Annotated in this window: 20 protein-coding genes; 12 read left to right on the top strand and 8 right to left on the bottom strand. The window is 56.0% G+C overall.

What is annotated here, in order from left to right:
* Positions 1 to 39: 39 nt before the first annotated feature.
* The 4 genes from ACR0LH_RS13605 to ACR0LH_RS13590 all read right to left on the bottom strand — a co-directional run bounded on the left by ACR0LH_RS13605 (position 40) and on the right by ACR0LH_RS13590 (position 3,773).
* Positions 40 to 978: an efflux RND transporter periplasmic adaptor subunit gene (locus ACR0LH_RS13605; RefSeq protein WP_170697178.1), complete on the bottom strand. Its 939-nt coding sequence runs from the start codon at positions 976 to 978 to the stop codon at positions 40 to 42.
* Between the two features lie 211 nt (positions 979 to 1,189).
* On the bottom strand, positions 1,190 to 2,401 hold the full coding sequence (locus ACR0LH_RS13600) for a carbohydrate porin (protein ID WP_480721375.1): 1,212 nt from the start codon (positions 2,399 to 2,401) through the stop codon (positions 1,190 to 1,192).
* A 3-nt stretch (positions 2,402 to 2,404) separates the two neighbouring features.
* On the bottom strand, positions 2,405 to 3,034 hold the full coding sequence (locus ACR0LH_RS13595) for an amidohydrolase family protein (RefSeq protein WP_480721374.1): 630 nt from the start codon (positions 3,032 to 3,034) through the stop codon (positions 2,405 to 2,407).
* A 16-nt stretch (positions 3,035 to 3,050) separates the two neighbouring features.
* Positions 3,051 to 3,773, bottom strand: coding sequence for an amidohydrolase family protein (locus tag ACR0LH_RS13590; protein WP_480721373.1), 723 nt, complete (start codon positions 3,771 to 3,773; stop codon positions 3,051 to 3,053).
* 508 nt (positions 3,774 to 4,281) lie between these two features.
* Between ACR0LH_RS13590 and ACR0LH_RS13585 the strand changes: the two genes are divergently transcribed.
* The 10 genes from ACR0LH_RS13585 (at position 4,282) to ACR0LH_RS13540 (ending at position 14,769) form a co-directional block, all read left to right on the top strand.
* Positions 4,282 to 5,601, top strand: a complete 1,320-nt coding sequence (locus ACR0LH_RS13585) for an extracellular solute-binding protein (protein WP_170416819.1) — start codon at positions 4,282 to 4,284, stop codon at positions 5,599 to 5,601.
* Positions 5,602 to 5,681: 80 nt separating this feature from the next.
* Positions 5,682 to 6,629 (top strand): carbohydrate ABC transporter permease, encoded by a 948-nt coding sequence (locus ACR0LH_RS13580; RefSeq protein WP_170385397.1) that lies wholly within the window; start codon positions 5,682 to 5,684, stop codon positions 6,627 to 6,629.
* Positions 6,626 to 7,564, top strand: coding sequence for a carbohydrate ABC transporter permease (locus ACR0LH_RS13575; protein ID WP_170485653.1), 939 nt, complete (start codon positions 6,626 to 6,628; stop codon positions 7,562 to 7,564). Before ACR0LH_RS13580 ends, ACR0LH_RS13575 begins: the two co-directional genes overlap by 4 nt.
* Entirely contained in the window at positions 7,561 to 7,749 is a 189-nt protein-coding gene (locus ACR0LH_RS13570) for a hypothetical protein (RefSeq protein ID WP_170385403.1), read from the top strand. The genes ACR0LH_RS13575 and ACR0LH_RS13570 overlap by 4 nt, the downstream gene beginning before the upstream one ends.
* Positions 7,750 to 7,751: 2 nt before the next feature.
* Positions 7,752 to 8,849 (top strand): ABC transporter ATP-binding protein, encoded by a 1,098-nt coding sequence (locus ACR0LH_RS13565; RefSeq protein ID WP_480721370.1) that lies wholly within the window; start codon positions 7,752 to 7,754, stop codon positions 8,847 to 8,849.
* Positions 8,842 to 9,834, top strand: a complete 993-nt coding sequence (locus ACR0LH_RS13560; RefSeq protein ID WP_170485654.1) for an ABC transporter ATP-binding protein — start codon at positions 8,842 to 8,844, stop codon at positions 9,832 to 9,834. Before ACR0LH_RS13565 ends, ACR0LH_RS13560 begins: the two co-directional genes overlap by 8 nt.
* Before the next feature lie 11 nt (positions 9,835 to 9,845).
* The gene (locus ACR0LH_RS13555) at positions 9,846 to 11,468 is read left to right on the top strand and encodes a dihydroxyacetone kinase subunit DhaK (protein ID WP_480721369.1); all 1,623 of its coding nucleotides are present in this window, start codon (positions 9,846 to 9,848) and stop codon (positions 11,466 to 11,468) included.
* A 52-nt stretch (positions 11,469 to 11,520) separates the two neighbouring features.
* Positions 11,521 to 12,534: a LacI family DNA-binding transcriptional regulator gene (locus ACR0LH_RS13550; RefSeq protein WP_480682183.1), complete on the top strand. Its 1,014-nt coding sequence runs from the start codon at positions 11,521 to 11,523 to the stop codon at positions 12,532 to 12,534.
* Between the two features lie 25 nt (positions 12,535 to 12,559).
* A complete protein-coding gene (locus ACR0LH_RS13545) occupies positions 12,560 to 13,615 on the top strand; it encodes a sugar phosphate isomerase/epimerase family protein (RefSeq protein WP_170385419.1) in 1,056 nt (351 codons plus the stop codon).
* A complete protein-coding gene (locus tag ACR0LH_RS13540; RefSeq protein WP_480721368.1) occupies positions 13,615 to 14,769 on the top strand; it encodes a Gfo/Idh/MocA family protein in 1,155 nt (384 codons plus the stop codon). Before ACR0LH_RS13545 ends, ACR0LH_RS13540 begins: the two co-directional genes overlap by 1 nt.
* Before the next feature lie 38 nt (positions 14,770 to 14,807).
* Here the strand turns inward: ACR0LH_RS13540 and ACR0LH_RS13535 are convergent, their stop codons facing one another.
* The 4 genes from ACR0LH_RS13535 to ACR0LH_RS13520 form a co-directional block, all read right to left on the bottom strand.
* On the bottom strand, positions 14,808 to 16,223 hold the full coding sequence (locus tag ACR0LH_RS13535) for an FAD-binding oxidoreductase (protein WP_480721367.1): 1,416 nt from the start codon (positions 16,221 to 16,223) through the stop codon (positions 14,808 to 14,810).
* 126 nt (positions 16,224 to 16,349) lie between these two features.
* The gene (locus ACR0LH_RS13530) at positions 16,350 to 16,607 is read right to left on the bottom strand and encodes a DUF4242 domain-containing protein (protein ID WP_170485660.1); all 258 of its coding nucleotides are present in this window, start codon (positions 16,605 to 16,607) and stop codon (positions 16,350 to 16,352) included.
* Positions 16,608 to 16,635: 28 nt separating this feature from the next.
* On the bottom strand, positions 16,636 to 20,211 hold the full coding sequence (locus ACR0LH_RS13525; protein ID WP_480721366.1) for an AAA family ATPase: 3,576 nt from the start codon (positions 20,209 to 20,211) through the stop codon (positions 16,636 to 16,638).
* A 329-nt stretch (positions 20,212 to 20,540) separates the two neighbouring features.
* Positions 20,541 to 21,194 (bottom strand): GntR family transcriptional regulator, encoded by a 654-nt coding sequence (locus tag ACR0LH_RS13520; protein WP_170612103.1) that lies wholly within the window; start codon positions 21,192 to 21,194, stop codon positions 20,541 to 20,543.
* 70 nt (positions 21,195 to 21,264) lie between these two features.
* Between ACR0LH_RS13520 and ACR0LH_RS13515 the strand changes: the two genes are divergently transcribed.
* Together ACR0LH_RS13515 and ACR0LH_RS13510 are read left to right on the top strand one after the other, a co-directional pair.
* Positions 21,265 to 22,494 (top strand): Gfo/Idh/MocA family protein, encoded by a 1,230-nt coding sequence (locus tag ACR0LH_RS13515; RefSeq protein ID WP_253285944.1) that lies wholly within the window; start codon positions 21,265 to 21,267, stop codon positions 22,492 to 22,494.
* Positions 22,495 to 22,585: 91 nt separating this feature from the next.
* Entirely contained in the window at positions 22,586 to 23,596 is a 1,011-nt protein-coding gene (locus ACR0LH_RS13510) for a sialic acid TRAP transporter substrate-binding protein SiaP (RefSeq protein ID WP_171621269.1), read from the top strand.
* The last annotated feature ends 11 nt before the right edge of the window (positions 23,597 to 23,607 follow it).

Here is a 23,607-nt window from a genome sequence, read left to right as displayed (position 1 = left end):
AAACACCAAACCCGTTTACCTGTCTTGAGGCGACTGAGATCAAATATACGCTACCAAAGCACGGAGTCTTATGAGGATTTTGGCGAGAATCGCGAATGGCCCGGCATCTGGGCTATAGACCGTTGCCGACCCGACCATGCCAAGCTGCGCGGCGTGCTCAGGAAGATCATTGGGCCAATCCAGCATGACAAGAACCTCAGACGCGGATCCCACGGAAGCTGCGGAAAGCAGGTCAGAGCTTACCGGGATTTGGCCCCCTGCGGTGCCGGGGGAAACAACCGAGATGCCAGATTTCATGATCGCGCCGGGCACCGCGTCAAGAACCAGTTCGGCAGGCATTCCTGCCTCAAGCACAGCGGACCCGTTTTGACGGAATACCCCAACCAGCCTCAGTGATCCGGTCTCGATAAAGGGCATGACGGACCCTGTTGATCGGACTTGATCGCCGGGGGACAGGTTCACCGCGGTGACGATCCCTTCCTGCGGAGCACGGACGGTTGTGTCAGACAGGTCCAGCCGCGCTATTTCTAGGCGGGCCTCGGCAGCTTCGAGAATGGCGCGGCTTTCGTCCAGATCCTGTTGCGAGATCGAAAGCCCCGGGTTTTTCTCAAAGGCGGACTGTTGTCTGTTCAAGGTGAGTGTCGCGATCTCAACCTCTGCTTCGGCTTCTGCCACGACAAGTTGATACGGGGCCGGGTCAATTTGGAACAGGACCTCTCCGGCGGTGACGGTCTGGTTGGCCACGACCGGGACATCCACCACCACTCCGTTCACCGAAGGGGCGATTTCGACCACAATACCCATGACCGCGATCCGGCCCGAAGGTGTCTTGGTGTTCAACTGCGCGACGACATACAGACAGATCAGCAACCCAACCAAGGCCGAGGTGATCTTGCTGGACCGCGTCCAGGGAAGCAGTTTGAACTTGAAGAAGACAAGCCAGATAAGCCCGAAGTAAATTGCGAGGATTATCAGCATTTCAAATCTCCTGCCGATTGGTATGTTTTAGTCCAGCGTGCCGTGCCCGACGTCAGCGCGAATGGAACAGGTCGCGGAATCTCTGCCTCATCGGAGGCGTCCTAGGTTTTGTTTTCCTCACTTGCAAACGCAGAAGCACCGAATGGCTGAGCCAAAATTCCGGCGGCTATCAGCGTGTTCATCAGGATACTCCTTTGGGAAGGGGCGGGCGTCAGAATACAATGCGCGTGCGAAGACTGAACAGCGCGATGCTGTCCTGATCGGGATTAAGCAGCGGGTTGGAGATGAATTGGGCGGACGGCGTGATTTGCAGGCCCGGCGAAATCGAGAACCGATAGAACGCTTCGAGCGTGAACTGATCTCCGTCGATGCCGCGCGCCTCGGCCCAGTTCAGGCCCAGACCGGCAAGGTCCGTGTTGCGCCCATTATACCCGATTCCGGTCGAGACGGAACGGTCGTACAAAGCCGCCGTTCCCTTAGAGGCACCTGCGCGAAAGAACGGCATCCACGTGTTGCCAACGAACCAGGCTGCGGAAAAGGCGGCACCGTAGTCTTCGGCGCGGCTTCCGTCCTCTGCGGCGTCTGCGTGCCAAAGGGTCAGGTGGACATTGTCAAAGTAGATACGATCAAAGGCAGATGTATAGCCCAGTTCCAACGACTTAAAGAGATTGCCGTCGCTGAATACGTCGAAATCAGGGTCGGACGGGTCCGCGTTGGCGTCGGCGATGCTGGCCACCGCGTAAAGGTTACTGCTGAGTTTAAGCCCTCCGGCGATCCCAAGCCCCTGATTGGGGGTGTTGATCGTGGGGTTTGTGTTAAAGGCAAGATTTTGAAAACCGCTGTAGGGGCTGACCAGCCCGTAGATATCAACGAAATCCGTCACGTCGATTTGCCCGACCTGCAAGGTCCATGCCCCGCTCTCGGCGCGCTGGGTCCAAAAGAGATTGGTCAGCAGAAGCCCGCTATCGTTGAACGCAGTGCCAGTGATGGACAACGCGCCTCCGTCCAGTCCCAGAAACTGCGGTGCGACGTCGGTATAACTGTGGCGATCTTCGATCTTGAAGGTCAGCGACCCAAGTTCGCTTGCTTGCCAGCTCCCATAAAATCGGGCGATGCCACCGGCGGCTTCGGCCTCGCCCAGATCAGCATTCGTTGTCTGCCCAAGTGCGAGATAGTCGATGTTAAACCGAAAGCCATTCTCGGCAAGGCGGTCCTTCCACGCAAACCAGTTCGGCGCGATATTGCGTGGAAAGTCGGATCGGTATTGCGGGTCAGTCAGCCCGTCACCGGGCTCAAGCTCTGCCCCTACGGAGGACGGCCCGGACAATCCTTGCGCCAAGGCTGCTGTGCCGCAAGCCATGAGCGCCAGTGACGCGCCGAGCAATCTGATCATCCCGAACCACTCGGGCCAGCGGATAGGCAAGCGTCACTCCAACGTATTCTTGTAGATCACCCCGTCTTTCATGATCAGGCGAATGGTCTCGGGGCTTTCGGGGCGTGGATCAGCACCGAACCACTGATCACCGGTGCCAACCACGGAAAAATCCTCTAGCGGGTTGCCGTCGATCAGCAGGATGTCGGCATAAGCGCCTTCTTCGATCACACCCAATTTGCCCGCAGGGTAGGGGTTCATGAAGTCGCCCGACAAGGCAACGATCTCACCACCCGTCGAGGTCAGTGTTGTCATGGACACGAAGGGGCCGAAGAAATCGTTGTTGAGCTTCTTTTCATAAGCGATCTGGATATTGCAGGCGTCGACCGAGCCGACACAGTCGGTTTGAAACCCGCGTTTGACAGGGCATTCCTTCATGTTGTCGATATAGCCAGCAAAGGTCTCAGACGCAGACTTGGCCTTGGCAAGACTGGACGGCACGCTGGCGACAGCCGGAATTTCCAACAAGCCGGGGTCGAACGCGGTCAGATTGGTCGTGATGTAAGCACCTTTCTCGTTCATCAGTGCGGCGATCTCGCAATCGAAAGAAAACCCGTGTTCGATGCTTTTGACGCCCGCGTTGAGCGCATTCATGATCGCCTCTTTCCGGTAGGAATGCGCCATGACGTAACTGCCGTATTCACTGGCAACCTGCACGGCGGCCGGGCGATCCAGCCAGCAGTTGCCACGGATCAAAGGCAGACACAACGCCGCCCGATTGCATGTATTTCAACTGCGTCGCGCCCATCCGAAAGTTGTTGCGGCCAAATTTCTGAACGTCGGCAACGCTGTCAACTTCCTGCGCCATGTTCAGGCGACCAAAATTTGTCGACGCGCCGGGCGGAGAGGTAAAGCTGGCAAAATCCGCATGCCCGCCCCGCGTTCCCAGAAACGCACCCGAGGGATAGTAACGCGGGCCAAGTATTTGCCCTGAATCGATGGCCCGGCGCAGCCCTCCATTCGCGCCCCCGGCGTCGCGTACCGTTGTGAAGCCCTGCATCAGGTACATCTCGGCCATACGTGTGCCGTGGATGCCGAAATCCTCCCACGTTGCGTTGGCTTCCATCGCGGGAATGCTTGGCCCCATCAGCATCAGATGCGCGTGCGTTTCGATGAATCCCGGCGTCAGGGTGCGGCCCTCACCGTCGATCACGGTCGCATTGGGCGCGTCTATCTGTGAGGTCGAGACAGCTTTGATCAGGTTCCCTTCAACCAGAACGCTCGCGTTTTCAATCCGCTGTTCATTCACGCCATCGAAGACATGCACATTGGTGAAAAGCGTCTGTTCGGGCGCTGCGTCCTGCGCAAGAGCAGGACCAGAAAATACCAGTGACAAGAATAGGCCGAACTTAAGGAACCGCATCCATCCCTCCCGATTACGTGGTTCAGAAAACTTTTAAATTTTTGAATATGATAGAGTGTTTGCCGCCAAGTCAACGGTCTAAACCCGGCCTGCTTTGCGCAGTGGTGCTCAATGCCGCTTCACAGGGTGAAGCGTGGCCCAGAGTTTCAGCGCGGTTCCTCTTGGGCGACCGACAAGCAGCGTTTTCTTTGGGGCGCGCTACTGAGAAAGCTGTCGTTCAGAGCCTTTCTTATTTCTTGAGGGCGAAGTTGCTTTCTGGCCAGTGAAACCAGTCGAAAACTCTGTCGGACGACTGCCGCTTATGTGTTTTCGACCAGGTGCGTGAAATTTATTTCAACAAATGAAGTGATTTATTTTCAATGTGTTGCGGAGAATTTGGTGAGTTATGAGGGCAAAATGAGGTACGAACCTCAAAAAAATCTAGACTTGAGGTACGCACCTCAAATAGCCTTGGGGGTATGCCGCGATTCGCACATCCTCGATTGACGGCGAAAAAAGGGAGGAATGGATGACTTACACAAAACTGGCCTCTGCCAGCGCATTAGTCTTAGCCGCTACTACTCTTTCGACAACGGCAAAGGCCGAAGATCTGACGCTGTGTTGGGCGGCATGGGATCCGGCAAACGCGCTTGTCGAACTGTCCAAGGAATTTGAAGCGGAATCAGGTCACACAATGAACTTCGAGTTTGTGCCGTGGCCGAATTTTGCAGATCGGATGCTGAACGAGCTGAACTCGGGGGGCAAGCTCTGCGACCTGCTGATCGGAGACAGCCAGTGGATCGGCGGTGGTGCTGAAAACGGCCACTACGTGAAGCTGAACGATTTCTTCGATGCGGAAGGCATCAGCATGGACGACTTCGCGCCTGCGACCGTCTATGCGTATTCGACATGGCCGAAGGGCACACCGAACTATTACGCACTGCCTGCGATGGGCGACGCGAATGGTTGGTTCTATCGCAAGGACTGGTTCGAGAATCCCGAAATTCAGGCAGCCTACAAGGATGCCACCGGGCAAGACCTGAGAGAGCCGCAGTCACAGAAAGAACTGTTGCAGATCGCTCAGTTCTTCCAGGGCCGCGAAATTGACGGAAAGACGGTGTACGGTGCGGCGATCTTTACCGAGCGTGGTTCGGAAGGGATCACGATGGGAGTGACCGGTGCGCTGTATCCTTGGGGGTTCAAGTACGAGAACACTCCGGGCTCTTATGATATGGAAGGGGCCGTGAATTCCCCCGAAGCAGTTGAGGCGTTGGAATTCTACAAGGAATTCTACAAGACCGCGACACCTCCGGGCTATACGAACTCGTATATGGGTGAAAGCCTGGATGCCTTCAAATCCGGCCAGGTTGCGATGGCGATGAACTGGTTCGCGTTCTTCCCCGGTCTCTATGCCGATCCGAATACGGGTGGTGACAAGATCGACTTCTTTGTGAACCCGCCGCAAAATCAGGCCGGCTCGACACTGGGCGGTCAGGGGATTTCAGTCGTCAGCTATTCCGACAAGCAGGATGCGGCGCTGGATTACATCAAGTGGTTCTCACAACCCGAAGTACAGGCAAAGTGGTGGGAGCTGGGCGGATATTCCGCGCACAACTCGGTACTGGAAGACCCGGGTTTCGTGGACAGCCAGCCGTTTGCAGGTGATTTTCTGGAAGCGATGGCAGGCGTTCAGGACTTCTGGCAAGAGCCAGCCTACGCCGAACTGCTACTGGCGATGCAAAAGCGCATCCATGACTATGTCGTTGCCGATCAGGGCACTGCGCAGGAAGCGCTGGACCTTCTGATCGAAGACTGGACGGAAGTCTTCGAGGACGAAGGCAAACTGTGATCCGGAACTAGGGCCGGAGCGGGCACGTGCCCGCTCCACCTTCACCCGTGAGCCCGAAACCGACAAGAACTGGCAAAGAAATGTCTGACAGGACCATAGATCGCGTTGCGCAGGCAACGCCCGTGCGAGTTGCGCGAAAAATCCGGGGATTATCCGACCGAGCGATCGCGTGGATATTCATCTCTCCAACGATTTTTCTCCTGCTTGCGATCAACATCTTCCCGCTGATCTGGACCATTCAGCTTAGCTTTACCAACTACAAGGCCAATCGGATCGGGCGTGAAGTCAAAGATGTCGGGCTCAGGAACTACGAACGTATCCTGACAGATTCCGACACCTGGCTGAACATGCAGGCGACCGCGCATTTTCTGTTCTGGACCATCTTTTTCCAGGTGTTGATCGGGTTCACGCTGGCTTGGCTGATCAACAAGAAATTCAAGGGGAACGATCTGTGGACCACGATCATCGTGCTGCCCATGATGTTGTCACCGGCGGTTGTCGGGAACTTCTGGAAATTCCTTTATCAACCTCAGATCGGATTGTTCAACTACATCGTTTCCTGGTTCACAGGCAAAGACCCATCGAGCTTTGAGATGCTGGGTTCGGTGCAGTTGGCACCTTGGGCGATCGTGATCGTGGACACGTGGATGTGGACGCCATTTGTGATGCTGATCTGTCTGGCCGGTCTGCGCAGTATCCCCGACTATATCTACGAAGCCGCAGAGATCGACCGGGCCAGCAAGCTACGCCAGTTCTTCACGATAACAATACCGATGGTGCTGCCGTTCCTGATGCTGGCCGTTTTGTTCCGCGGGATCGAAAACTTCAAGATGTTCGACCTTGTGGTTCAGTTGACCGGCGGCGGGCCGGGCTCAACGACCGAGCTGACCTCGATCAATCTGAAACGGGAAGCCTTCGAGAAATGGCGCACGGGCTATGCCTCGGCCTACGCGATCATCCTGTTCGTGACGGTCTTTGGGCTGGCGTCGATCTACGTGAAGGCATTGAACAAGGTGAAACAAAGATGAGCAGTTTCTCGATCACCGAACCCACAAACCGATCCAAGTGGATCGCCGGATTTCTGGTCATCTCTTACGCGCTGATCACCATGATCCCGTTGGTTTGGATCCTTCTGACCGGTTTCAAATCTCCTGCTGACGCGATCAGCTATCCGCCGAAGGTTGTCTTTGACCCGACACTGGAAGGCTACGTGAACCTGTTCACCACCAGAACGCGGCAAACGCAGGAGTTTTTGGAGGCGAACCCACCACAGAACTGGGCCGACGAGATTGTCAGGCAATATGACATGGTAATTGTCGGCCCTTCCAAATTTGGTGAGCGGTTCATGAACTCGGTGATTATCGGGTTTGGCTCGACTTTCCTGAGCATTTTTCTGGGCACTTTGGCGGCCTATGCCTTTAGCCGTTTCAAGGTTCCGCTCAAGGATGACCTTCTGTTTTTCATCCTGAGTACGCGGATGATGCCGCCGGTGGCCGTGGCCATCCCGATTTTTCTGATGTTCCGAAATCTTGGGCTAAGCGACACGCATCTTGGGATGATACTGCTTTACACAGGCGTGAATATTTCGCTTGCGGTGTGGCTGTTGAAGGGGTTCATCGACGAAATTCCGCGTGAATACGAAGAGGCGGCGCTGATCGACGGCTACACGCGGTTTCAGGCTTTTTACAAGGTTGTCCTGCCACAGGCCGCCACGGGCATCGCGTCCACTGCGATATTCTGCCTGATCTTCGCCTGGAACGAATACGCCTTTGCCGTTCTGTTAACGTCGGCGAACGCGCAGACCGCTCCGCCATTTATTCCTACGATCATAGGTATCGGTGGCCTTGACTGGCCTGCGGTTGCCGCCGGCGCGACCCTGTTCCTGATCCCCGTGATGATCTTCACCATCCTGATGCGCAAACACCTGCTGCGTGGGATCACATTCGGAGCTGTGCGCAAATGAGCGATTTTCTGACAGGCCTCATCCGACTTCGCCGTGGCCCTTGGGAAATGGTCGCAACCATCCTGATAGCCTTGGGTGTCTTCATGTTGATGCAGCCCTTTGTTCTGTGGGCGTTCACCTATTCTTTCATCGTCACGCTGATTGGAACGGTCATGTTCATAATCGTCAGCCATTTCCCGGAGTAAAAATGGCCCAGATCGTAGTCAAAAACGTAAAGAAGATGTTCGGCGATTTCACGGCGGTCCGTGAAAGTTCGTTCACGATCGAAGATGGCGAATTCTTCATGCTGCTTGGGCCTTCGGGGTGTGGAAAGACCACGACGTTGCGGATGATCGCAGGGCTCGAGCTTCCGACATCGGGTGAGATTTACTTGGATGGAGAGGAAATTAGCCAAAGACCTCCGTCTGAACGAGACATCGCTTTTGTCTTTCAGATGTTCGCGCTCTACCCGCACATGAACGTCCGCAAAAATATCAGCTATCCTTTGATTTCACAGGGGATGTCCCGTGCAGCGGTAAAGGACAAGGTCGAAGAGGTGGCGGGAATCCTGGGTATCCGAGACATTCTCGATAGCCCTGTAGGTGGTCTTTCCGGCGGGGACAGGCAGCGCGTTGCTCTTGGGCGCGCCATCGTGCGTGAACCCAAGGCATTTATGATGGACGAACCGCTGGGCGCATTGGACGCCGAGTTTCGTGAGCACATGGCAGAAGAGTTGCGGGCGCTGCATGATCGAATGGGGGCAACGACGGTTTACGTCACTCATGACCAGCTTGAAGCCATGCAGATGGGGGACAAAATCGTCGTGATGAACAACGCGGTGATTGAACAGTTCGGGACGCCGCAGGAGATCTACGACAAGCCCGCGACGATGTTTGTGGCGAATTTTATCGGATCGCCGTCTATGAACTTCCTGCCGTTTCAGGGGCAGGTCAGACCTGGTTCCGACAAGGTACGTTTGAATGGTCATGATGAGGTCGTTCCAGCGATGCGGGAAGGTGCCCAAGGCGACCTGGTTTTTGGCGTTCGCCCCGAACACGTATTTCTGTCAGACGACAGTGACTATCGCGCCAAGGTGCTGGCGGCGGAATACCTGGGCACGACCCAGATCGTAACCCTGCAGAGCCCGAATGGTGAACTCAAGGCCAGGATCGACGCGCGGGAAACCGTGCGGGCCGGTGAAACCGTGGGGCTGGAGTTTCGATCCTCGACCGTGACTTTGTTTGAACAATCAAGCGGACGCGCCCTGCGTTCGGAGCTTAACGATGAGGTTCTGAAAAATGGCTGAAGTCGTTCTTGAAAACATCTCAAAATCCTTTGGCAACGTGAAGGCGGTGGACGGTATTTCGATGACGATACCGGATGGTGCTTTCGTCGTGCTGCTGGGGCCGACCGGGGCCGGTAAGACCACAACGCTGCGGCTGATCTCGGGTCTGGAAAAGCTGGATTCCGGTTCCGTGCGGATTGCGGGTCGAGATGTCGGCTTTGAAACACCTGCTCAGCGCGACGTGGCGATGGTGTTTCAGCAATACTCGCTCTATCCGCATATGACGGTCAGAGAGAACCTGTCCTTTCCCCTGCGCTCTCCGATCCTGCAGACCCCCGAGGATGAGATCACGCGCAAGGTAAATGAGATCGCCGAGATTCTTCAAATTCCCCATAAGCTGGACAACAAGGCGACAGAGCTTTCAGGCGGAGAGATGCAGCGCGTCTCGATCGGCCGTGCGCTGGTGCGGGATCCTCAGATATTTCTGATGGACGAACCGCTGAGTTCGCTGGACGCCAAGCTCCGGGCGGATCTGCGCGTGGAGCTGAAAAGAATACAAGCCGATCTGGGATCTACGCTGCTGTACGTGACGCACGATCAGGTAGAAGCAATGACAATGGCAACCCATATCGGGGTTTTGGAGGAAGGCCGGCTGGTTCAATACGGAACGCCGCGGGATATCTATGAAAACCCCGGCAGTGTTTATGTCGCCAGTCGGCTTGGGCTGCCCCGGATCAACATTCTTCCATCCGACCTGTTTGGCGGCGACCACAAAGGCCCACAGATTGGCCTGCGACCTGAGAATATCGTCGAAGGCGAGGGGACTGATGCCCGTGTCATCCGGGCAGAGCACCTTGGCGACCAGACGCGGCTGCACCTTGATCTAAACGGTCATCCCGTCGTGACCCTGATTGATGTGCATCAGGATTATCCTGCTGGAAAGATTGTTAAAATCAGACCGCAAGACCCGCTTTATTTTGACGCTTCAGGCGCACGAGTAAATTAAGGAGCAAATGCATGGCCCAGTTCCTCAATACCAAAGAAACTCTGGTTACAGATGCCATCGACGGCCTTCTTTCATCCTCCGGGGGTGCTTTGACGCGGCTGGATGGATACCCACACATCAAGGTGGTTTACCGGTCGGATTGGGACAAGTCCAAAGTCGCGTTGGTCTCGGGCGGAGGGTCGGGACATGAGCCTGCGCATGCCGGTTTCGTTGGGGCGGGAATGCTTACGGCAGCGGTATGCGGTGAAGTGTTCGCCTCGCCATCTGTTGAGGCTGTGCTTGCTGGTATCCTAGCCGTAACGGGCGAGGCTGGTTGCCTGCTGATCGTCAAGAACTACACCGGTGATCGTCTGAATTTCGGTCTTGCGGCAGAGCGTGCGCGCGCCCTTGGGCGCAAGGTTGAAATGGTGGTGGTGGACGATGACATCGCTCTGCCTGATCTGCCGCAGCCTCGTGGCGTGGCGGGAACGTTGTTCGTGCACAAGATTGCAGGCGCACTGGCGGAGAACGGCGCAGATCTGGACACCGTGACCCGGGCTGCAAAGGACGTGATCGGCAAGGTTGTCAGTATCGGCATGAGCTTGGACACATGCACCGTTCCGGGATCGCCAAAGGAAGACCGTATCGCACCGGGCAAGGCCGAGCTGGGCCTGGGCATACATGGCGAGCCGGGGGTTGAACAAGTAGATTTTGCGACGGCTTTGACAGCGATGTCCACCGTCGTCGAAAAGCTTAGTCAACGTGTCGGGTCAGGTGAGTGCGTGGCTTTGGTGAACAACCTTGGATCGACGACTCCGCTGGAGATGGCCGTTTTGACACATGCGCTGGCGGAAACCGGGATTGCGGGTCACATCATTGGGCCTGCGCCGATGATGACATCGCTGGATATGCATGGGTTTTCCGTGTCGGTATTGCCCGTAAATGGCGAGGACCTCGCGGCCCTCGAAGCGCCGGTGACGCTTGCCGCGTGGCCGGGCGTGAACTCAATCGACCCGGTCAAAGTCGCGCCGTTGCCGGACGGCCTGACTCCGATTGATCCCATCCCGTCGAATAACTCCAGGACCAAGGAAACTCTCATCCGGGTGTCCGATCTGCTGATTGACGCCGAAAAAGACCTGAACGAGCTGGACGCCAAGTCGGGTGACGGGGACACGGGCAGTACCTTGGCAACGGCAGCTCGGGCGTTGCAGGGCAGTCTTGACCGTATGCCGTTGGCGGACTTGACCCAGTTGTTCCCGGCGCTGGGTAACGAGTTGAGCCAGACCATGGGCGGCTCATCCGGTGTCATTCTGGCGATTTTCTTCAACGCCGCCGGTGACGCCTGTGCCAGCGGGTCTTCCATTCCCAAATCCCTTGTCGAGGGTTTGAACCGGGTTAGTCAGGTGGGTGGCGCAAAGGTCGGAGACCGCACCATGATTGATGCCTTGGCACCGGCGTTGAACGCGCTGCCCTCCGGTCTTTCACAGGCGGCCAAGGCGGCGCGGGAAGGCGCTGACACGACAGCGAAAATTCACCGTGCCAAGGCCGGCCGCGCAGCCTATGTTCCCGAAGAAAACCTGATGGGGCATAACGACCCGGGTGCCGAAGCCGTCGCATTGTTGTTTGAAGGTTTGGCGCAGGAGATTGAGGGCTGAGCAAAACGTGGAAGACCAAAAGCAAAAATTGGAACTGGTGAGAAAGCCAACGGTGAACGACATTGCGCGGGTTGCCGGTGTCAGTTTGGCCACGGTTGACAGGGTGCTGAACAGGCGCCCTGGCGTAAGGGCCGTCACTGTCCAAAAGGTGCACAAGGCAATAGATGAACTGGGTTACGTTCGCGACACTGCTGCGGCAAACCTTGCCCGAAAGCGTGTTTACAACTTCCTCTTTGTTCTGCCCGATACGGACAACGAATTCATAGAAGCGCTGAGTTCCCAGATTGTCGAGCAGTCAAGGGACCAGTTTATCGAACGAACGCGCCTGTCCATCAGCAAAGTGGCCCCGTTCGAGCCACAGGACATTGTCGAGATTCTGGATTCTGTCGATAGCCGCGAGGTTGATGGATTGGCAGTTTTCGGCCCCGAAACACCTTCGGTCCGCGATGCTGTCAAAAGGATTCGAGACAAGGGCGTGCCGGTCGTCGCCTTGGTGTCAGACTTGCCAAGTTCGGACAGGGATCACTTCGTAGGCATTGATAACGTATCGGCCGGCCGTACTGCTGCGCAGCTCATGGGACGGTTTGTGCACCGAAAAGGGAAAGTTCTGGTCCTGACCGGATCACGTCTGGCGCGGGACCATCTCGAGCGCCGCCAGGGGTTTGACCTCGTGGTTGCAGACGAGTTTCCACACCTTGAGGTTGTCGCGTCGGTCGAGGGTCGTGACGACCCGACGCTGATTTACAAGATGATGCCAGAGATTTTTGAGACCTACCCGGATCTGGTTGGCATCTATTCCTCTGCGGCGGGCAATGCCGGGCTTATCCAGTTTCTTTCGGAAAGCAAGATCAGCAAGGATCTGGTGATCATCGCGCACGAGCTGACTCCGTTGAGCCGCGAGGCGTTAAAGCGGGGAACTTTCGACGCCTTGATCTCACAGGACTCGGGTCACATCGTGCGTTCGGCCGTTCGCCTGCTGCGCGCGACATCGGACAAGGTTCCGTTCAACAAGGCACAGGAACGTATTCGCATCGACATCTATCTAAAGGAAAATCTGCCGCCGTAAGGGTATGTTTTGGGGAGGAAGAAATATGAAGACCATCAAAGGCCCGGCTTTGTTTCTGGCGCAGTTCGCCGGGGATGAAGCACCTTTCAATTCATGGGACGCTATCACCAAGTGGGCTGCGGACTGCGGCTATAAGGGGGTGCAGGTTCCCAGTTGGGATGGTCGTCTGTTCGACCTGGAAACAGCAGCGTCCAGTGCCACCTACTGCGACGAATTCAAGGGCAAGGCCAAAGAGAACGGCGTAGAAGTCACTGAATTGTCGACGCACCTGCAGGGTCAGTTGGTGGCGGTGCATCCAGCCTATGATACAGCCTTCGATGGGTTCGCGGCGGAAAGCGTCAGAGGAAATCCCAAAGCACGGCAGGAATGGGCCGTGGATCAGGTTAAAAAGGCGCTTTCAGCCTCTAGGAACCTTGGCATTTCAGCGCATGCAACCTTTTCTGGCGCTTTGGCGTGGCCGTATGTCTATCCGTGGCCGCAACGCCCGGCAGGTCTTGTCGAAACAGCGTTCGACGAGCTTGCCCGCCGCTGGGTGCCCATCCTTGATCACGCCGATGAGTGCGGAGTGGACGTATGCTATGAGATTCATCCGGGCGAAGACCTGCATGACGGCATAACCTACGAGATGTTCCTCGAGCGGACTGGCAACCACGCCAGAGCGTGCATGTTGTACGACCCCTCGCACTATGTGCTGCAATGCCTCGATTATCTGGACAATATCGACATCTACAAAGACCGGATACGCATGTTCCACGTCAAGGACGCAGAGTTCAACCCGACCGGTCGCCAAGGTGTGTATTCAGGGTACCAAAGTTGGGTGGACCGGGCAGGTCGTTTCCGGTCGCTTGGGGACGGTCAGGTGGATTTCGGGGCGGTGTTCTCAAAGATGGCGGCGAACGACTTTGACGGTTGGGCTGTGGTTGAATGGGAATGTTGCCTCAAACACCCCGAGGATGGTGCCCGTGAAGGCGCTCAGTTTGTATCGGACCACATCATACGCGTGACCGAAAAAGCCTTTGACGACTTCGCGGACGGAGGAACCGACGAAGCGGCCAACAGAAAAATGCTGGGGATAGAGTGATGGTGACCGGACGCAACGAAGACACCTCGGGTCGCATTCGTCTTGGCATGGTTGGCGGCGGAAACGATGCTTTCATTGGTGGCGTGCATCGCATCGCTGCGCGGCTTGATGACAAGTTTGAACTGGTCGCAGGCGCGTTGTCATCGACGCCTGAAAAATCTCGTGCCAGCGGTGAGGCGCTGGGCCTTGCGCGGGTGTACGAGGATTTCAAGCAGATGGCTATCAGGGAAGCGCGCCTGAAGTCCGGGATCGAAGCCGTGTCGATCGTTACCCCCAATCATGTTCACTATGCCGCCGCGCGGGAATTCCTGAAGCGCGGTATTCACGTGATCTGCGACAAACCCCTGACCTCAACGCTTGGTGACGCGAAAAAGCTGGTAAAAGCGGCAGAAAATGCCGATGCCTTGTTCATCCTGACCCATAACTACACCGGTTATCCTATGGTTCGACAGGCTCGGGATATGATCTCTGCCGGTGATATCGGCAAGATCCGCGTTGTACAGGTCGAGTACCCGCAAGACTGGCTGACCGAACAGCAGGACTTTAAGCAGGCCGAGTGGAGGACCGACCCGGAACGCTCGGGCGCGGGTGGCTCGACCGGCGATATCGGGACGCATGCTTACAACCTTGCCTGCTTTGTCACCGGTTTGGAGGCTGAAAGCCTTGCCGCAGACCTGCAAGCCTTTGTGCCGGGACGTCAGGTCGATGACAACGCGCATGTGTTGCTGCGTTTTCGAGGTGGCGCGCGGGGGATGCTCTGGTCATCGCAGGTCGCGCCGGGCAACGAGAACGCCTTGCGATTGCGGGTCTACGGTGAAAAAGGCGGGTTGGAGTGGTCGCAAGAGGATCCGAACTACCTGTGGTTTACGCCTTATGGCGATTCCAAGCGTCTGATTACCCGAAATGGTGCCGGGGCCGGTGACGGTGCAAATCGCCTCAGCAGAATACCTCCGGGGCATCCTGAAGGGTATTTGGAAGGGTTCGCCAACATATATAGCGAGGCCGCCGAAGCGATCCTTGCCTTCCGCAACGGGCAAACGCCAGACCCGTCGGTGACTTACCCAACAGTTCAGGATGGGTTGAAGGGCGTCAAATTTGTTGCTGCATGCGTCAACAGTTCCGCGCGAAACGCGGCTTGGGTGAGCCTTGACTGAGCGAAGGCTTGCACGTCTGGGGGCGTTGCTGAAACCGTTCAGCTTGGCAGGATGTTGTGATTGACCCTAAACAGGTTGTCGGGGTCATACCTACCTTTGATCTTTGACAGCTTGTCGCCATTCGCACCGTATGCCCCGGTCATGTGATCCGCTTCGTCCTCGGGCATGAAATTCACATAGGCGCTGCCGGTCGAGTGTGGTTTCATTTTATCATATAGGTCGCAGGCCCAGTCGACACATGCGCTGTCTTTCGCGGGGTCCTCCCACCGGGTATGCACATTCATGATGAAATGCGCCGACCTTTGCGGATAGGCCGTTGCGCCTGCGTCGACCCTGGCCATTGCGCCTCCGACATGGGCAATGAAAACCTCGCAGGCCGGATCAGGAAGCGTGGCTATTGCGTCAAGTAACCCCTTGATCCCTTCTGACGACAACGTCTCAAAATCGTGGCTTTTCCAGTAATTCCGCGCTCCGCGTGTCAGGAGCGGATCAAAAGCCGCCTGCCAGTCCACGAATTTGTGCGGCGAGATTACATCTGCAATCGGCTCGCCCAGGGCGCGCAATCCAGTCATCGCCTTTTCGCCATCCGCCATCGGACCGGCGTAGCAGGCCGCAAAGAGCAGAACCTCGCGCCCGTGCCATTCTTCCGGCAGGAAGGGTAGAGGCGGAGCTTTTCGCATAACGCTCCAAACTGTAAGCTCGTCCGGCGATCCGTCGGCGATCTTTGCGTATTCGGCCAGCAGATCAGGAGCCTTTTCGATCGGATGTACAACCAAGCCAGACAGGACATCCGGCCCCAGTTCGTGAAGTTGGAACTCGAAAGATGTCACAACACCAAAATTGCCGCCGCCACCTCGGATTGCCCAGAACAACTCGGGGTGATTGCTTGCGGATGCAGTGACGATCTCGCCTTCTGCCGTGACCACTTCTGCAGAAATCAAGTTGTCGATCGTCATGCCGAACTTGCGCGTGGTCCAGCCGAAGCCGCCTCCCAGAGTAAGCCCTGCTATGCCGGTCGTAGAATTGATGCCGGTCGGAACAACAAGACCATGGGCTTGCGTTTCCCGGTCCACGTCGCCAAGCATTGCCCCCGGCGCGACCCGGGCTGTTTTGGCAATCGGGTCAACGTGAACAGACCGCATGTGGGAAAGGTCCAGCATGACCGTTTCGTCGGCAACCGCATGACCGGCAATCTGGTGGCCGCCGGATCTGACCGACATCACCAGCCCGGCGTTGCGAACAAAGTTTACCGCCTTTTGAACGTCACTGGCCCCCAGGGCGCGGATGACGAAACCGGGGAAACGCTCGACCATGCTGTTCCAGGTTGTTCTGGCCTCGTCGTATTCGCGATCACCGCGATGATATACCGACCCCCTGAGTGACGCGCTGAGGGCATCAAGTGCGTCCCGATCAACATTGACCGTTTCGCCGTCCAGAGATTTCAAATCAAACATTGGGCAAGCCTTTCTTGGTCAGAAAAGGCTTCTTGCGTCGCTGCCTCGGCTATCGTGGTATCACCCAAGCTCACCTGTTCCCGGTGATGAGGTGACGGCGTATCCTGAATGGTGTCAGCTTGATCCTCAGGCAAAAATGCCGGGGTCTATCCGATCAACCGGCGTAATAACGTCTGCCGGAATGTTCAGCCGTTCAGCCGCTTTCCGCAAACTTTCTTCATCCGGTGCTTCGTAAAGGCAATACGTCTTGCGCTTGTCCGCGCTGAGGAACGAGAAAATCCACTCAATACCTTCTTCGTCGTTGATATCCTTGATCTTGATCCTGTCGTCGTCGGTAATATCAAGCTGTTCAGCGAAATTTCTTTCGATAATGTATCTTGGCATCATGTTCCCCCGGTCATTCTTCAATCGATTAGATGGCAGTTCCTTCAAGTTTTGACCTAAGGGAAACCATACTTAAATTCTGGGCCGTTGCCAACGCTTCCGCTTCCAGTTGAAAAGCCTGTTTCATGTCACAGGCACGTCCACGCCGCCGTAACGCGGCCGCAAACGCTGCTTTGCTGTGTGCAATCCAGGGGGGCGATGCCATGCGCGTGTCGATCTCGATGGCTTTTTCAAACATGCTTTCGGCGGTATCCCAGTCCGAAAGAAGTGCTGCGAGGTTCCCCAACCGGCGCGCGGCGGCCCCGGTGCATACCGTGGTCGCGCCAGCCGTTATCGTCAGGTCTTCGTAGGGCTTGAGAATTTTAAACAGCGACTCGGCATGTTTTTGGTTGCCAACCGCGACGCTGATATCCGCAAGGTACGACAGCGTTGTCGAATACATTGCGTCCGGTTGCAGAGAAAATCCATTTTCCGCTATTTCATCTAGAATTCGCTCGGCCGGTTCCTTGTAGCCAAGTTCGGCAGCGATCAGTCCGAACCCTGGCCGCCACGCGACATCGCCGGGACTTTCCGACATAAGGTTTTTGATAACAGGCGCGACTTCGTGCAAGCGACTTTGTTCGCGGCGGATCGTGAACATCTGGACCCCAAAGACACCTTCGACGTGTTCGCCATGGGTCTTGCGACCAATTTTGACCGCTTCGGTCGCGTGTTTCTCTGCGGCTTCAAAATCTCCATCCATGATGGCGATCATGGCGCGGGCGTGCTTTTGCACCCAGTAAAGCTGTAGGTGGGTGTCCTTCTCGGAAATCTCGGTCAACAACTCAAGCGAGCGGTCCATCAGTTGGCGGTCGGCCATTTCTGCGCCCACAAACAGGCTTAGAGTCCTGTTTCGGCCCTGATCAATGCTGCCCAGCTTTTCAGCAACCTTGTGCATGGCTTCCAGGTTTTCGCGCCAGTTTCGGGCCTCGCTTTCTTTTCTGGCCGCAAAAGGTGCGCCGAAGTGCATCATCATGACTGAGAACTGGGATTTGTAGTCACCCAGCTTTGCCGCCAGTTCCATCGCAAGCCGACCGAACTGTGCGCCTTCTTCCAATTGGCCCACAAAAATATAGGCCCGAGCAAGCTGGCTCATCAGACGGCAGCGGCGTGTTTCATCTTCGTCCGAAAGAGTTTGCAGCGTTTCCCTACACAGCCTTATGGCCTCGCTGTGGCGCTCGCTCGACATCATGCATGAGTCTGCAAAATGGTTGGCGGCGTCAGCGGCGAGTTCATTGTCGCCAATCGCACGCGCAGCGTCCAACGCATTTTTGAGTGTGGCAATGCCTTCGGGCAATTCGCCCAGACTGTCGTAACTTCTGCCGACAAGGATTTGCCCGACAACCGTTTCACGGCTTTCGTCAGACCCAATTTCCTTTGCCGCTTTCAAGGCTTCCTGAGCGTTGACCATAGCCTCTTGGCTGGCGGACCGTGCAAGCGCCATTTCGGTTGCGGTGCGCCATTTGTCGAACGCCGCCGACCAGTCCTCGGCTTCGGACAAATGGCGGGCCACCAGCTCTGGCCGACGCTCAACTTCAGCGGCGCGAAGCTGGTTCAAAGCGCGCGCGACATCCGCGTGCTGCTGTCGCCGCGTTGAGCCAAGCATGGATTGATAGGCCGTGTCGCGGATCAGCGCGTGGCGAAAAACAAAATGCCCCCGATTGTGCCCGCTCTCAAAGATCAGGCCGGTGCGGGACAGTTCCTCAAGGCTGGTTTGCACATTCTGCTTGTCGATACCCATCGCGGCACCCAGCAATCCCGGCTCGAACTCGCGGCCGATGACCGAGCCTGTCAGGGCGACCCGCTTGGCCTCAAGGGAAACCGCGTCCAGCCGCGCCATCAAAGCACCTTTCAAGGATGACGGTATTGCAACTTGGCCTTGCTCTCCGGCCTCAAGGATCGTGCGCGTTAGTTCCTCGACGAACAGCGGCACTCCGTCCGTTTTTTCGATGATCAGCGAAATCATGTCGTCGTCGGGTTCTGTCCCGGAAATGTTCCGGATCAGATTTGCGACGTGGGCAGAGTCAAAACGGCGCAGTTGCAGGGTCTGGACATGTGCTTCTGCTTCGCTTTTGCCAAGTTCCCATTCCGGCCGGTGCGTGATCAGGATCATCAAAGGCAGGTCCGCGCAGATCGCTTTGAACCTTTCCAGCAGGGCTTGTGTCGAGGGATCAATCCAATGGGCATCCTCTACACACAGGATTACAGGCCGCACGTTTGACCGTATCTTGACCGTGTTGATCAGGGTTTGGATCGTTAGGTCTCGTTGTTCTTGCGGAGACATTTCAAGCACTTTTCGCGCCAGCGTACTGCGCGGGGCGACCAGCGCTGCGAAGACCGGCAGAACCTCGTCCAAGTCCAGCCCGGGGCGCGTTTCCAGTAATTCACGCACATGTTCCAATATCTGATTGTCGTCAAAGCCGGGTTCGACATGTGCGTCTTGCGAGATGCGTTCCGTCACTGGATGAAACGGGCTGCTGGTCAGATAGGGAGAGCAGTTCAACCGGATAACGTCCGCCTGGTCGTCCGCCGCGGTTTCAGCAAGAAACTCTTCTGTCAGTCGGGATTTGCCGATGCCAGCCTCACCCGACAGCAAGACGACCTCTCCTTGTCCGTCTCTGGCCCTTTGCCACGATTGCAGAAGAATACCTTTCTCATAGTCCCGTCCTATCAGGGCGCCGCCGCTTTCGTCCCCGTGGGATGCCCTAAATCGGCTTTCAGCGCTGCGTTCTGCCACGACTTCCAACAGGGTGCGCGGTTGTTCAAATCCCTTGAGAGCAACTTCGCCAAGCGACTTGAACTTGAAAATGCGATGTAGGGCGGTTTCGGTTTCCTCTTGTGGGACAACAACCGTGTTGGGTCTTGCGTGCTCCTGAATCCGTGCTGCAAGGTTCAGGATCGGCCCAGTCATGGCACCTTCTTCATATGTATTTTCGGTGATCGTGTCGCCCACTACGACGTCACCGCTTGCGATGCCAAGCCGGGCAGAAATATGCTCGCCATCTGGCGTCCGGAGGTCCTGCACGCGCTTGATAGCATCCAGCCCGGCCTTCACTGCGCGAATGGCATGGTCTTCGTAGGCGCGCGGCCAGCCGAAGAACACAAGAAGGCCGTCGCCCAGATATTTTGCTATGTACCCACCGTAACGACTGACAGCTCCTGCGACAGCGTCCTGGTAGTTGAGCAACAAAATCCGCATGTCCTCGGGATCCAGCCGGTTCGTCAATTCGGTCGAGCCGACAAGGTCGGCGAACATCACTGTCAGGTGGCGTCGCTCGGCGACTGGGCTTGCGGTGTCTGACGCCTCTGGCGCAGCCGAGGATCGTTCGGACGGATCGATAGAGGGGGTATCCAGCGCCTCGGACGCAGCAGAGTCAGCGACGGTCAACTCAGATATCGCGGCCAGCAGAATCTTGCGATGCCCCAGGCTAACGCCAAGTTCCTTCAGGTCTTCCCCGGTCAAAAGTGGCAGGACGCGCGCATCCACGTCATTCTGAACGAACGCGTCAACATATTGGTCCAGACCAAGACTATTCAGCCAGTATTCGATCTCAACTCCCATCATCGGATCATGCGGAGTTGTCGAATACTAATCAAGAAGGTCGAATCTGATTGCCGGTTGGCCGAGGAAAGTACTGCTGTTTGGAGGCCAAAGGTCTACTTCGGTCCAAGCGCAATCATTCATAAGGGGATTATGGTAGCGGAGGTCCGTCTTGGACACAAACCCCACACATTAACACTCTGTAAAATACGGGTGCCGCGACCTTCGAGGGGTAAGCTGAAAGCTCAATTGTCGTAGCGGTACCCTGACTGGCGAATTCGATCAAAAGATATTGGACATCACCGCGTTGCTCCGAGTTGGAGGCCGCCGCAATTGCGGAACGGCGGAATGGCCTACATAGCCTCCAACGTGTGGGCGAGGCCGTTTCGGATGTGATCTTCCAACAGTTTCTTGGCCATATTCGCGTCTCTGGCCAATGCGGCATCGAACATGTGTTTGTGTTCTTTGGCTGCTACCTCACCTCGATAGGTCAGTACGAGCATCTGGTAGCGAAGATATTTGTCATAGATGATTGAGTGAAGGGATAAAAGATTCTTGGAGTTGCAGGCTGCTATCATTGCTTGATGAAACTCCGAGTCGTACCTCTTCCAGGTTTCTTTCTCAGAGTCATCTCCTTTGAGAAGCCGTTGCTCCATCAAATGCAGCTTATGATGCGCGGCGACGAGGTTCCCCTCCCAATCCGTGTCACCATTCTCGATGGATAACTCCAACGCGTGGCATTCCAACAGGACACGCAGCTCTGATATCTCGATCAGGTCTTCACGGGAGACCGGTGTAACCAGGAACCCCCGTTGCTCAGGAGCTTCGACAAATCCGTCGCTGGCGAGCCTGTTCAGCGTTTCACGAAGTGTCGAAAGGCTTGCAGAGTAGCGTTCCTTCAAGGCGTCCAGCTTCAGTTTGGAGCCGGGCTGCAACTCCCCGAAGATGATGTCCCGCTTGATGCGCTGATAGGTGCTTGCACCTATCGTAGACGGCTGTTTCGCCATGCGTTTCACCCGATATTATCAGTTTCCTCGTTCAATTAGCATTTTTCAGAGACATCAGCAATCCAAACTGATGTATGGTAAAAATAAAAATATCATACATTATTGCGGAATCGCGAAAACCCCAATACGGTCGTGGCCAAGTTGGGCAAAGCAGCCCGATCGCAATCATCGGTTTCGGGATTTTCCGGACCCTCCGGAAGGAAGCAAAGTGTCTAAGAACTTTCGCATTGCCATTGTCGGCATCGGCCTTGTTGGACGCCGCCACGCAGATGCTATCCGAGCGTTGCGCCATGTTGATCTCGTCGCGGTGGTCGACCCCAGCGATGAAGGCCGTGCTTACGCCGTTGAGCATGCGGTTGCATGTTACGAAACCCTCGAGGAAATGTTTGCAAATCAGACGCCAGACGGAGCTGTTCTGGCGACCCCGACCACGCTTCATGTCGAACAAGGCCTCACGTGTGTTCGACATGGTTGTCCCGTTCTTGTCGAAAAGCCGATCGCCGTGGAAGCCACCGCTGCACTTGAGCTTGTTCAAGCAGCGGAGAAGGCCAATGTGCCACTGATGGTCGGACATCATCGTCGACACAATCCTCTGATCCGGTCGGCTAAGGAAGCCATTGTCGATGGGAAGATTGGAGATGTGCGCGCTGTCCATGCGAATTGCTGGTTCTATAAGCCAGACGAGTATTTTGATGCTGCGCCTTGGAGAAAGAAACCCGGTGCAGGGCCCATCTCGGTCAATCTTGTCCACGATGTTGATCTGCTGCGGTACTTGGCCGGAGAAGTTATGACTGTACAGGCTCAGTCGGCTGCTTCGCAGCGGGGTTACGACAACGAAGATGTTGCCGGTGCTCTGTTGACGTTCGAAAGCGGGGCGATAGGAACCATAAGTGTGTCCGACAGCATCGTTGCCCCATGGAGCTGGGAGATGACGTCTCAGGAATATCCAATCTATCCTTCAACCACTGAGAGTAGCTACATGATAGGTGGTTCTCATGGTTCGTTGTCCGTTCCCGATCTTCGCCTGTGGAGTTACCAGAGAGAGCAAAGGGATTGGTGGACGCCAATCTCATCAACCGCGCTGAAGAAGGGTGCGTCTGACCCTCTGGTCAATCAACTCAGGCACTTTGTTGAAGTAGCTCGGAACGGAGCAGAGCCGATTGTGTCTGGATGGGAAGGTTTCAGAACGCTTCAAGTTATTGAAGCTATTCAGAATTCTTGCAGAACTGGCGAGACTGTCAGGATAAGAACCCTTCAGGAAACGCAGCAACAGAGATTGCAAGTAATGAAAAATATCTGATATTTTGTAAAACATCTTGCAAAAACTCCAAAATAGGTCAAAACTCTGAATCGCAAAAAAGAAGCATCATGATGTCTCAGGGAGGAGCAAAGTGATTACCAAACTTACCCGCCGGGCTGCTGTATCAGCCCTGGTCGCAACCGGTGTTCTGTTTAGCGCAACAAGTGGTGCGCTGGCGGAAGACAAAGTGCAACTTCGCCTCGCAACATCAGGATCGGAGACCGATCAGCGCTCGGTCGCAATGGCCGAGGTTTTCGCACCCATGGTCGCTGAATTTGCGACGTATGAGCCCAGCTATAACGGCACAATCTTCGCCCAAGGTACGGAGTTGGACGCCATCAGCCGAGGCAACCTGGAAATGTCGATCACCTCGGCGCAGGAACTGGCACAGTTCTTCCCCGAGTTTTCGATCTTTACAGCAGGCTATGTCCACCAGGACGCCGCGCATCAGGTGGCTGTCTTCAACGATCCCTTGATGGATGCCTTTAAGCAAAAGGCCGAAGAAGAACTGGGCGTCAAACTGCTGTCGGTCATGTATCTGGGCCGTCGTCAGGTGAACCTGCGCCAACCCAAGGATGAACTGACCGTCAGCACCCCGGCTGATTTGGAGGGTGTGAACCTGCGGATGCCGGGCACAGATGCGTGGCAGTTCCTTGGCAAAGCGCTGGGTGCTGCCCCGACACCAATGGCGTTCTCAGAGGTTTACACAGCTCTGTCGACCGGTGCCGTTGACGGTCAGGACAACCCATTGCCAACCGTTGTTGATGCCAAATTCTACGAAGTGACCAATCAGATCATACTGACATCGCACTTGGTCGACTTGAACTATATCGCTATCGGCAAAGAGGTTTGGGACGGGCTGACACCGGAACAGCAAGCCAAGGTTCAGGAAGCTGCGGACGCAGCAGCTGAATCAGGCCGTCAGAAGCAGCTTCAGAAAGAAGAAGATCTTGTCAGCTTCCTGAAAGAGCAAGGCATGGAAATCTATGAACCCGATCTCGCGGCGTTCCGCGATCAGGTACAGTCTATGTATCTGGACAGCGAGTTCGCAGGTTCATGGCCCGAAGGCGTTCTGGATCAGATAAACGCTCTGGGCAACTGAGCCCAACAAGA

The organism is Ruegeria sp. CL6 (assembly GCF_056536465.1).
This window is presented reverse-complemented; position numbering and strand designations above follow the sequence as displayed.